Origin of the sequence: Enterobacter asburiae (genome assembly GCA_011754535.1) — a bacterium.
GTDB lineage: Bacteria > Pseudomonadota > Gammaproteobacteria > Enterobacterales > Enterobacteriaceae > Enterobacter > Enterobacter cloacae_N.
In genome coordinates this window covers 4839543-4850333 of sequence record JAAQVN010000001.1, presented here as the reverse complement: position 1 = coordinate 4850333, position 10791 = coordinate 4839543, and the positions used below count along the sequence as shown (strand labels likewise).

Annotated in this window: 11 protein-coding genes; 10 read left to right on the top strand and 1 reads right to left on the bottom strand. The window is 56.0% G+C overall.

Annotation, left to right across the window (positions count from 1 at the left end; all coding sequences use genetic code 11):
• Positions 1–599: 599 nt before the first annotated feature.
• The 9 genes from rpmH (at position 600) to HBM95_22890 (ending at position 8119) form a co-directional block, all read left to right on the top strand.
• The gene (rpmH, locus tag HBM95_22930) at positions 600–740 is read left to right on the top strand and encodes a 50S ribosomal protein L34 (protein NIH45749.1); all 141 of its coding nucleotides are present in this window, start codon (positions 600–602) and stop codon (positions 738–740) included.
• Between the two features lie 16 nt (positions 741–756).
• On the top strand, positions 757–1116 hold the full coding sequence (gene rnpA / locus HBM95_22925; protein NIH45748.1) for a ribonuclease P protein component: 360 nt from the start codon (positions 757–759) through the stop codon (positions 1114–1116).
• Positions 1080–1337 carry a membrane protein insertion efficiency factor YidD gene (gene yidD / locus HBM95_22920; GenBank protein NIH45747.1) on the top strand — a complete coding sequence of 86 codons (258 nt, stop codon included), beginning with the start codon at positions 1080–1082 and terminating at the stop codon, positions 1335–1337. The genes rnpA and yidD overlap by 37 nt, the downstream gene beginning before the upstream one ends.
• A 2-nt stretch (positions 1338–1339) precedes the next feature.
• Positions 1340–2983: a membrane protein insertase YidC gene (yidC, locus tag HBM95_22915; GenBank protein ID NIH45746.1), complete on the top strand. Its 1644-nt coding sequence runs from the start codon at positions 1340–1342 to the stop codon at positions 2981–2983.
• Positions 2984–3055: 72 nt separating this feature from the next.
• Complete coding sequence (gene mnmE / locus HBM95_22910) at positions 3056–4420, top strand: tRNA uridine-5-carboxymethylaminomethyl(34) synthesis GTPase MnmE (GenBank protein NIH45745.1); 1365 nt, start codon at positions 3056–3058, stop codon at positions 4418–4420.
• A 111-nt stretch (positions 4421–4531) separates the two neighbouring features.
• Positions 4532–5707: an MFS transporter gene (locus HBM95_22905; protein ID NIH45744.1), complete on the top strand. Its 1176-nt coding sequence runs from the start codon at positions 4532–4534 to the stop codon at positions 5705–5707.
• Positions 5676–6647, top strand: coding sequence for an HTH-type transcriptional regulator YidZ (gene yidZ / locus HBM95_22900; protein ID NIH45743.1), 972 nt, complete (start codon positions 5676–5678; stop codon positions 6645–6647). The genes HBM95_22905 and yidZ overlap by 32 nt, the downstream gene beginning before the upstream one ends.
• Positions 6648–6769: 122 nt before the next feature.
• Complete coding sequence (locus HBM95_22895; GenBank protein ID NIH45742.1) at positions 6770–7516, top strand: phosphopantetheinyl transferase; 747 nt, start codon at positions 6770–6772, stop codon at positions 7514–7516.
• 36 nt (positions 7517–7552) lie between these two features.
• Complete coding sequence (locus HBM95_22890) at positions 7553–8119, top strand: NAD(P)H-dependent oxidoreductase (GenBank protein NIH45741.1); 567 nt, start codon at positions 7553–7555, stop codon at positions 8117–8119.
• 92 nt (positions 8120–8211) lie between these two features.
• Here the strand turns inward: HBM95_22890 and adeP are convergent, their stop codons facing one another.
• Positions 8212–9549 (bottom strand): adenine permease AdeP, encoded by a 1338-nt coding sequence (gene adeP, locus HBM95_22885; protein NIH45740.1) that lies wholly within the window; start codon positions 9547–9549, stop codon positions 8212–8214.
• 165 nt (positions 9550–9714) lie between these two features.
• Between adeP and yieH the strand changes: the two genes are divergently transcribed.
• A complete protein-coding gene (gene yieH / locus HBM95_22880; protein NIH45739.1) occupies positions 9715–10380 on the top strand; it encodes a 6-phosphogluconate phosphatase in 666 nt (221 codons plus the stop codon).
• Positions 10381–10791 lie beyond the last annotated feature (411 nt).

The following is a 10791-nucleotide window of genomic DNA, read 5'->3' as shown; positions in this document are numbered from 1 at the left end:
GGCGGACTCCACTCGAACAATAAAAGAAAACTATTGAATATTCATGATTGTTGGCGCACATCGACATGACCCTGTGTAAAGGGGGACGTGCGAATTGCTATCTGCAATTTATCCTGACCAGGATCCTGGGATCCCGATCGGGACCGCGGATCATAGCGTAAACTGAGCCAGAGATCTTCTGTTTCTCACAGATTCTTCCCGATTTATCCACAGGAAGATCCGAAACCGGGTAAGTGTAAACGATCCTGGCGCGAGTGCCCCGCGATTTAGCCCGCATATTGGAAAATTTAATGAGCAACGACAATTTATTGCTTAAATGATCTAACGAAGATCCGGGACGATCCTTGCGCTTTGTTGGCGAGGCCGTATAATCCTCGACCCGGCGCGTGATGCTCATCTTCCTGCGTCGTCCGCTGCTCATTTTCCACGCGAAATCGTGCGGAAATACGCGGGAAATAAGGAAAGAGAATTGACTCCGGAGTGTACAATTATTACAATCCGGCCTCTTTAATCACCCACGGCTTCGGCGTCCGTCATTCGAAACTCGGTCGGGCATCCGCAAAAGTCATGAATTTTTTCAAGTTTAGGTAGAAATCGCCATGAAACGCACTTTTCAACCGTCTGTACTGAAGCGCAACCGTTCTCACGGCTTCCGTGCTCGTATGGCTACTAAAAATGGTCGTCAGGTTCTGGCACGTCGTCGTGCTAAAGGCCGCGCTCGTCTGACCGTTTCCAAGTAATAAAGCTAACCCCTGAGTGGTTAAGCTAGCATTTCCCAGGGAGTTACGTTTGTTAACTCCCACTCATTTCACTTTCGTCTTCCAGCAGCCACAACGGGCTGGCACGCCGCAAATCACCATCCTCGGCCGCCAAAATTCGCTGGGGCATCCCCGCATCGGTCTCACAGTCGCTAAGAAAAACGTTAAGCGTGCGCATGAACGCAACCGGATTAAACGTCTGACGCGTGAAAGCTTCCGTTTACGTCAGCACGAACTGCCTTCTATGGATTTCGTGGTGGTGGCTAAAAAGGGGGTTGCCGACCTCGATAACCGTGCTCTCTCGGAAGCGTTGGAAAAATTATGGCGCCGCCACTGTCGCCTGGCTCACGGGTCCTGATAGCCCTCATTCGGGTCTATCAACGCCTGATTAGTCCGCTACTCGGGCCGCACTGCCGTTTCACACCAACATGCTCAAGCTACGGAATTGAGGCATTGCGCAGGTTTGGAGTGATAAAAGGCAGTTGGTTGACGGTGAAACGCGTATTAAAATGCCACCCTTTACACCCCGGTGGAGACGACCCCGTCCCCCCAGGACCTTTTGATACCAGAGAACACTAACGATGGATTCGCAACGCAATCTTCTTATCATCGCTTTGTTGTTCGTGTCTTTCATGATCTGGCAGGCATGGGAGCAGGATAAAAATCCTCAACCCCAGCAGCAGACCACGCAGACTACGACCACCGCAGCGGGTAGCGCCGCCGACCAGGGCGTACCGGCCAGTGGCCAGGGGAAACAGATTACGGTTAAGACCGATGTGCTTGAGCTGACTATCAACACCCGTGGTGGTGATGTTGAGCAGGCGCTGCTGTTGACCTACCCGAAAGAGCTGAAGTCTAACGAACCGTTCCAGTTACTGGAAACCACACCGGAGTTCCTGTATCAGGCGCAGAGCGGCCTGACCGGTCGTGATGGCCCGGATAACCCGGCTAACGGCGCGCGTCCACTGTATAACGTCGACAACGACACCTTTGTGCTGGCTGACGGCCAGAACGAACTCGTTATCCCGATGACCTACACCGACGCGGCAGGCAACACCTTCACCAAAACCTTCACTCTGAAACGCGGTGAGTATGCGGTGAACGTGGGCTACAGCGTACAGAACGCCGGTGCGAAACCGCTGGAACTGTCTACCTTCGGTCAGCTGAAGCAGTCCATCAATCTGCCTTCTCACCGTGACACCGGAAGCAGCAACTTTGCGCTGCATACCTTCCGTGGCGCGGCGTACTCCACGCCTGACGCGAAGTACGAGAAATACAAATTCGACACCATTGCCGATAACGAAAACCTGAACGTCAGCTCCAAAGGCGGTTGGGTAGCAATGCTGCAACAGTATTTCGCAACGGCATGGATCCCAAATAACGACGGTACCAATAACTTCTACACCGCGAACCTGGGCAACGGTATTGCAGCCATCGGCTATAAATCACAGCCGGTTCTGGTTCAGCCGGGTCAAACCGGTAAGCTGGCAAGCACCCTGTGGGTCGGTCCGGAAATCCAGGACAAAATGGCAGCCGTCGCGCCGCACCTGGATCTGACCGTGGATTACGGCTGGTTGTGGTTCATCTCTCAGCCGCTGTTTAAGCTGCTGAAGTTCATCCACAGCTTCCTGGGTAACTGGGGCTTCTCCATCATCGTTATCACCTTCATCGTTCGTGGCATCATGTACCCGCTGACCAAAGCGCAGTACACCTCCATGGCGAAGATGCGCATGCTGCAGCCGAAGATTCAGGCGATGCGTGAGCGTCTGGGCGATGACAAACAGCGTCAGAGCCAGGAAATGATGGCCCTGTATAAAGCAGAGAAAGTGAACCCGTTGGGTGGTTGCTTCCCGCTGCTGATTCAGATGCCAATCTTCCTTGCGCTGTACTACATGCTGATGGGTTCCGTTGAGCTGCGCCACGCGCCGTTCGCCCTGTGGATCCATGACCTGTCCGCACAGGACCCGTACTACATCCTGCCGATCCTGATGGGCGTGACGATGTTCTTCATCCAGAAGATGTCGCCGACCACCGTGACCGACCCGATGCAGCAGAAGATCATGACCTTTATGCCGGTCATCTTCACCGTGTTCTTCCTGTGGTTCCCGTCAGGTCTGGTGCTGTACTATATCGTCAGCAACCTGGTGACCATCATCCAGCAGCAGCTGATTTACCGTGGTCTGGAAAAACGTGGCCTGCATAGCCGCGAAAAGAAAAAGTCCTGATTCGGTAAGTTAACGCTAAAATAAGGGCGGTCGATTGACCGCCTTTTTTATTTGTATTGAACGAGACCAACCATGAGCCATAACGACACTATCGTCGCCCAGGCAACCCCACCGGGACGCGGTGGTGTAGGCATTCTGCGTATCTCCGGCCTGAAGGCGCGCGAGGTGGCCGAAGCGGTGCTGGGTAAACTGCCAAAGCCGCGCTACGCTGATTACCTGCCGTTTAAAGATGCCGACGGCACGCCGCTGGACCAGGGCATTGCGCTGTGGTTCCCCGGCCCGAACTCCTTCACCGGCGAAGACGTGCTGGAGCTGCAGGGCCACGGTGGCCCGGTTATCCTCGACCTGCTGTTAAGACGTATTCTGACCCTGCCAGGCCTGCGCATTGCGAAGCCAGGCGAGTTCTCCGAACGTGCTTTCCTCAACGACAAGCTCGACCTGGCGCAAGCAGAAGCGATTGCAGACCTGATCGACGCCAGTTCGGAACAGGCGGCACGCTCCGCGCTTAACTCGCTGCAGGGGGCATTCTCCGCACGCGTAAATCATCTTGTGGAAGCACTTACTCACCTCAGGATCTACGTGGAGGCGGCTATCGATTTCCCGGACGAGGAAATCGACTTCCTCTCTGACGGTAAAATCGAAGCCCAGCTCAACCAGGTGATGAACGATCTCGACGCCGTGCGTGCCGAAGCGCGCCAGGGCAGCCTGCTGCGTGAAGGGATGAAGGTGGTCATTGCTGGTCGCCCTAACGCCGGGAAATCGAGCCTGTTGAACGCCCTGGCGGGCCGTGAAGCGGCGATCGTGACCGACATTGCCGGCACCACCCGCGACGTGCTGCGCGAGCATATCCACATCGACGGGATGCCGCTGCATATCATTGATACCGCGGGTCTGCGCGATGCCAGCGATGAAGTGGAACGCATCGGTATCGAACGCGCCTGGCAGGAGATCGAGCAGGCCGACCGCGTACTGTTTATGGTCGACGGCACCACGACCGACGCCGTTGACCCGGCGGAGATCTGGCCGGACTTTATCGCCCGTCTGCCAGCCAAACTGCCGATCACCGTGGTGCGTAACAAAGCAGATGTTACCGGCGAAACGCTGGGTATCAGCGATGTGAATGGTCACTCACTGATTCGCCTGTCGGCGCGTACGGGTGAAGGCGTGGACGACCTGCGCAACCATCTCAAGCAGAGCATGGGCTTTGATACCAGCATGGAAGGCGGCTTCCTGGCGCGTCGTCGTCACCTGCAGGCGCTGGAAGAGGCGGCGAACCACCTTGTTCAGGGGAAAGCGCAGCTGATCGGCGCGTGGGCGGGCGAGCTGCTGGCGGAAGAGCTGCGTCTGGCGCAGCAGAATCTGAGCGAGATCACCGGGGAGTTTACGTCGGACGATCTGCTGGGAAGGATCTTCTCGAGCTTCTGTATTGGTAAATAGTTCCCGCTAATCAATGGTGATTTCCTCTCAGGAAATCACCATTGTCCAAATGGCAACTCGCCTAATTCCTTTTCACCCCCTATCCTGCATGCCTGCATCTATGGGGGGTTTATGGCGCGTTTTCTGTTTTGTAGTTTCGCATTAGTTCTTCTTTATCCGTCCGGCATTGATATGTATCTGGTGGGATTACCGCACATCGCACGCGATCTGGGCGCCAGCGAAGCGCAGCTGCACATCGCGTTTTCGGCCTACCTCGCGGGGATGGCGTCATCGATGGTCTTTGCCGGGAAAATTGCGGATAAGGCAGGCCGTCAGCCCGTCGCGATTACCGGTGCCATCATCTTTGCCCTGGCCTCTCTTCTCTGCTCACAGGCGCAGAACAGCACCATGTTCCTGGCAGGACGGTTCATCCAGGGCATTGGTGCCGGTGGCTGCTACGTGGTGGCGTTTGCGATTTTGCGCGACACCTTAAGCGCCCAGCGCCGCGCTAAAGTGCTTTCGATGCTGAACGGCATTACCTGCATCATCCCGGTGCTGGCTCCGGTCGTGGGCTATCTGATCATGCTGAAATTCCCGTGGCAGAGCCTGTTCTGGACCATGGCGGCCATGGGCACGCTGGTGTTTATCCTGTCGATCGCCGTGCTGAAAGAGACCCACCCGGGCTCGCAGAATTCCAGCCATACCGCAACCATTCATCCGGCAGAGAAGCTTCTCAACCGCTTTTTCCTCAGCCGTCTGGCTGTGACGACCTTAAGCGTGGCGGTGATCCTGACGTATGTAAACGTTTCCCCGGTGTTGCTGATGGAGACCATGGGTTTCGATCGCGGTGAGTATTCAACGGTGATGGCATTAACCGCGATGGTTAGTATGGCCGTTTCGTTTTCGACGCCGTTTGCGCTAAATGTTTTCAGCCAGCGTACATTGATGCTGACCTCACAGGTTTTATTCCTCGCCGCAGGCGCGATCCTGGCGACCACCAGCTCACATGCGGTGATGCTGGTGGGCATTACCCTCATCTGTGCCGGGTTCTCGGTTGGCTTTGGCGTGGCGATGAGTCAGGCGCTCGGCCCGTTCTCGCTGCGGGCAGGCGTGGCAAGCTCGGTGCTGGGGATCGCACAGGTCTGCGGCTCGTCGCTGTGGATATGGCTGGCGGCAGTCATCGGACTTAACGCGCTCAATATGCTGATCGGGATTCTGATTGCCTGTAGCATGGTCTGCATCACCTTACTTATGGTCATCCGGCCCGCGGCACACTATGAAGAAGCCCATCAGCAGTCTCGATCTTAACCTGTTGCTTTGCCTGCAGCTTTTGCTGCAGGAGCGCAGCGTCACCAAAGCTGCGAAGCGGATGAACGTGACGCCGTCGGCGGTGAGCAAATCGCTGGCCAAGCTGCGCGACTGGTTTGACGACCCGCTGTTTGTCAAAACGCCGTTAGGGCTGCTGCCCACCCCGCTGACGGTCAGCCTGGAGCAGGATCTGGCCGACTGGATGCAAATCGGCAACCAGATCCTCGACAAATTCCACCATGATTCGCCAGGCGGGCTAACGTTCGTGCTGGCCGCCGAAACGCCGCTGATGCTCATCCGCTTTAACACCCTGCTGGAGCAGGTCAATCAGCGTTATCCGCAGGCGACGGTGAAGGTGCGTCACTGGGATTACGACTCACTGGACGCCATTACGCGCGGGGAAGTGGACGTTGGCTTCACCGGTCGTGAAACGCACCCGCGCTCGCGTGAACTGCTGAAGCTGATGCCGTGGTTTATCGACTACGAAATCCTGTTTAGCGACCGCCCTTGCGTCTATTTACGCGAGGACCATCCCGCTCTGCAGGAGGAGTGGAATCTGGAGACCTTCCTGCGCTATCCCCATATCAGTATCTTCTGGGAACGGAGCGACACCTGGGCGCTGGATGAGGTGCTAAAAGAGATGGGGCGGGAGAGAAACATTGCCATGTGTTTGCCGGGCTTTGAGCAGTCGATGTTTATGGCGGCACAGCCCGGCCATAACTATATCGCCACGGCTCCCCACTACTGTCGACACTACAATGAACTCCACCAGCGGAAGCTGATCGCGCTTCCTATTCCCATTGACGAAGCGCAGGCTGAAAAGCTGACCGTTCCCTTCACGCTAATCTGGCATAAACGGAACAGCCATAATCCGAAAATTCTCTGGCTGCGGGAGACCATCAAGGCGTTGTACGGTGGCAGCGATCCAATTTTTGCCTAAGAAAATGTAAAGTTCGGCCCTCAGGCTTCTTTTACTCCTATTTACTGATTAAAACAGGAGTCAAGTTAAGCGATAATCATGTAACCGTTTAACCGATTACGACCATTATCAAGGAGCGAAAAATGGCAACGCACTTTGCAAGAGGGATACTTACAGAAGGACGTCTCGTATCGGCAAGACTCTCTTCAGCCTGTCACAGTGAGGCACTCAAACTCCCCGAACACCGCAGGACGCGGTTTTTAGCCTCCAGAGCGCTTCTCGCAGAAATGCTGTTTATGCTGTACGGCACCAGCGAACTGCCCGAGATCGTCACGCAACCAGAAGGCCGACCGGTCTTTGCCGACCCGGAACTCCCCCGTTTTTCTATTGCCTATACGGGGAATATCATTGGCGTGGCGCTGACCACCGAAGGCGATTGCGGTCTGGATATGGAACTTCAGCGTGCGACGCGGGGCTTCCACGGCGCAAGCCCGCACGATGACTACCCGCTTTCCAGCAATGAAAAGCTGTGGGTACGCAACCAGAACGATCCTGTTGAAGCCCGAGCCCAGCTCATCACCCTGCGCCAGAGCATTCGCAAGCTCTGCGGATGCGCTTCAGACGATGCCAGCCTGTTGCAATTGTTGCCGGGCTCCGGACGCCTGCGTGCCGCTAAAGCCACGCTTGTAGAGGCGCTCAGCGATGCAGAAGATGTGTTGATATGGTCTGTTGCAGTCAGCCCTGCCATCGAACGGCTAAAGATTTGGGAATTTGACAGCAAAGAGGGATGGAGTAGCCTTCCGGATGTGCCCGAGCGCGCCAACGAGCCCGCCGCACGCCTGATGCGTTTAACCAGTTTACCGGCAGAAAAAGCATTTACCCATAGCTGATCCAATCAGGGTCATCATGATGAAACAGGAGTAATCATGTCTGATACGTTGAAAGTAGTTACGTTACTGGGAAGCCTGCGCAAAGGTTCATTTAACGGAATGGTTGCCCGCACGCTGCCGCAGCTGGCCCCGGCAGGTATGGAAATTAGCGCCCTGCCATCTATTGGCGATATCCCGCTTTATGATGCAGATGTCCAGCAGGAAGAAGGGTTCCCGCAGAGCGTTGAGGCGCTGGCAGAGCAAATTCGCCAGGCCGACGGCGTGGTCATTGTCACGCCGGAGTATAACTACTCGGTTCCGGGTGGCCTGAAGAACGCCATCGACTGGCTGTCTCGTTTACCGGAGCAGCCGCTGTCCGGCAAACCGGTACTGATCCAGACCAGCTCAATGGGCGCGATTGGCGGCGCGCGCTGCCAGTACCATCTGCGCCAGATCCTGGTGTTCCTCGATGCGATGGTGATGAACAAACCGGAATTTATGGGCGGTGTGATTCAGAACAAGGTCGACCCGCAAACGGGTGAAGTGGTGGATCAGAGCACGCGTGACCATCTCTCTGGCCAGCTAACGGCGTTTGGGGATTATATTAAGCGGGTGAAGGCGTAAGATCACTGCGGCCTGATGCCCTCACCCTGGCCCTCTCCCTGTGGGAGAGGGAACAAACACTAAAGCCCTTTTCGAAGAAAAGGGCTTGCTGTTTATTTGGCGTCGATAAACACAATCTTCAGCACAAACAGCAGCGCCACGACAATCACGCATGGGCTGAGGTCGCGGAAGCGGCCGGTACCGATCTTCATTACGCAGTAAGAGATAAAGCCCAGCGCGATACCTTCGGTGATAGAGAAGCTGAACGGCATCATCACGGCGGTAATAAAGGCCGGCACCGCTTCGGTTAAATCTTCCCACTTCACGCGCGCCAGACTCGACGTCATCAGCACACCCACGTAAATCAGTGCGCCGGCTGCCGCATACGGTGGAACCATACCCGCCAGCGGAGAGAGGAAAATCACCAGCAGGAACAGGATACCTACCACCACCGCCGTCAGGCCGGTACGGCCGCCCACGGAGACGCCGGAAGAGGATTCAATGTAAGCGGTAACAGACGAGGTGCCAATGAAAGAACCCGCCACGGAAGAGATACTATCCACATACAGCGCCTGCTTCATGCGCGGGAATTTGCCTTTCTCGTCCGCCAGACCCGCTTTGTCAGTCACGCCAATCAGCGTACCGGAGGAGTCAAACAGGTTGACCAGCATGAAGGAGAAGATCACGCCCGCCAGGCCCAGGTTCAGGGAGCCCGCCAGATCAACATGGCCAATCACGGTAGAGACGCTCGGAGGCGCAGAGACGATACCGTTATAGTGAACGTCACCCAGCATCCAGCCCAGCAGGGTGGTCACCACGATGGACACCAGCACCGCCGCATGAATGTTGCGGGAGGCCAGGATCGCGATGATAAAGAAGCCCAGCACGCCCAGCAGCACGTTATGAGAGGTCAGATTGCCGATGCTTACCAGCGTTTCAGGGTTCGCCACGATCACACCGGCGTTTTTCAGTCCCATCATGCCGATGAACAGACCGATACCGCTGGTGATACCCACGCGCAGGCTCACAGGAATGTTCGCAATCATCCAGTAACGCACGCGGAAAATGGTCAGCAGCAGCAGGCCAATAGCGCCCCAGAAGATGGCACCCATGCCAACCTGCCACGGCAGACCCATCGCCTGAACCACCACGAACGCGAAGAACGCATTCAGGCCCATTGCCGGTGCCAGCGCAACCGGCAGGTTAGCGAACACGCCCATCAGGATGCTGCCAAGCGCCGCAATCAGACAGGTGGTTACAAAGACGGCGCTGGTGTCCATGCCAGCGACGCCCAAAATTTGCGGGTTCACAAAAACGATATAGACCATCGTCAGGAAGGTGGTGAAACCGGCGATCACTTCGGTGCGTGCCGTTGTGCCGTGCTCGCGCAGTTTAAACACGCGCTCAAGCAGACCCTGACCAGATGTCTGGGTAGTGTGTTGTTGACTCATCATCAATTTCCGAACAAGGAGGGAAAATTCGTCGCTATCCTATACCAAAATGCGACAATAGTGGCGGTTACGTGATACTTTTTTCATTGATTTTGCTTATACGGCAACGATTGCGTCCCGGCGAACTGCCGTACGAAAACGTTAAACTTGTTAAAAGGGAAAGGCATGTCCGGAATTGAAGCGGTATTTTTCGACTGCGACGGTACGCTGGTCGACAGTGAGGTCATTTGTTCCCGCGCGTATGTCACCATGTTCCAGGAATTTGGCATTACGCTGGAACTCGAAGAGGTGTTCAAACGCTTTAAGGGCGTAAAGCTCTACGAGATTATCGACATCATTAACAAAGAACACGGTGTCAGTCTGGCAAAAGCGGATCTGGAACCGGTGTACCGCGCCGAGGTCGCACGCCTGTTCGATTCTGAGCTGGAGGTCATTGCCGGTGCAAACGCGCTGCTGGATGCGATGACGGTGCCGATTTGTGTGGTCTCCAACGGCCCGGTCAGCAAAATGCAGCACTCCCTCGGCAAGCTTGAGATGCTGCACCATTTCTCGGAAAAACTGTTCAGCGGCTACGATATCCAGCGCTGGAAGCCAGATCCGGCGCTGATGTTCCATGCGGCAAACGCGATGAACGTCAACGTGGAAAACTGCATTCTGGTGGATGACTCGTCTGCGGGCGCGCAGTCGGGGATTGATGCGGGGATGGAGGTGTTCTACTTCTGTGCCGATCCGCACAACAGGCCGATCGATCATCCAAAAGTAACGACCTTTACCGATCTGGCGCAGTTGCCGGAACTGTGGAAGGCGCGCGGATGGGATATTACTCGCTGAGTTTTCCCCTCACCCCAGGGGCTGAGGAATCCCCAGTAATTTATAAGCAGAAGCAGTAACTTTATTTCAGAACGAGTTAAGGCTTTCAGCGATGCCCTGGTCCGGCTGTAAATCGCCGAAGCGTTTCCGTAAGGCCGGGGCGAGGCGCACGGATGCGCCGAGAGGGCGTGGCCTGCAGGGATGCAGGCTCATGCCCGACCCGATAGCCTGAAGGAATAAGCTGAGGGTACCGCGAAGCGGCGATTTACCGCCGGGAGCCCGGGTCGCCAGGGCGGTGGCGATTGAGCCGCCCTGGCACGTTCACCGGTCATGTCCTCACAGAGTAGCAAGGAACGTGAAGTGAACGGAATGACCACCAGAGCCGTATGTTCCCCCTCACCCCAGCCCTCTCCCTCAAGGGAGAGGGGGTCG

What these genes read in the sequence shown, in the direction of transcription:
- rpmH (NIH45749.1), top strand. Translation starts at nt 600, where the DNA reads ATGAAACGCACTTTTCAACCGTCTGTACTGAAGCGCAACCGTTCTCAC.
- yidD (NIH45747.1), top strand. Translation starts at nt 1,080, where the DNA reads ATGGCGCCGCCACTGTCGCCTGGCTCACGGGTCCTGATAGCCCTCATT.
- yidC (NIH45746.1), top strand. Translation starts at nt 1,340, where the DNA reads ATGGATTCGCAACGCAATCTTCTTATCATCGCTTTGTTGTTCGTGTCT.
- mnmE (NIH45745.1), top strand. Translation starts at nt 3,056, where the DNA reads ATGAGCCATAACGACACTATCGTCGCCCAGGCAACCCCACCGGGACGC.
- HBM95_22905 (NIH45744.1), top strand. Translation starts at nt 4,532, where the DNA reads ATGGCGCGTTTTCTGTTTTGTAGTTTCGCATTAGTTCTTCTTTATCCG.
- yidZ (NIH45743.1), top strand. Translation starts at nt 5,676, where the DNA reads ATGAAGAAGCCCATCAGCAGTCTCGATCTTAACCTGTTGCTTTGCCTG.
- HBM95_22895 (NIH45742.1), top strand. Translation starts at nt 6,770, where the DNA reads ATGGCAACGCACTTTGCAAGAGGGATACTTACAGAAGGACGTCTCGTA.
- HBM95_22890 (NIH45741.1), top strand. Translation starts at nt 7,553, where the DNA reads ATGTCTGATACGTTGAAAGTAGTTACGTTACTGGGAAGCCTGCGCAAA.
- adeP (NIH45740.1), bottom strand. Translation starts at nt 9,549, where the DNA reads ATGAGTCAACAACACACTACCCAGACATCTGGTCAGGGTCTGCTTGAG.
- yieH (NIH45739.1), top strand. Translation starts at nt 9,715, where the DNA reads ATGTCCGGAATTGAAGCGGTATTTTTCGACTGCGACGGTACGCTGGTC.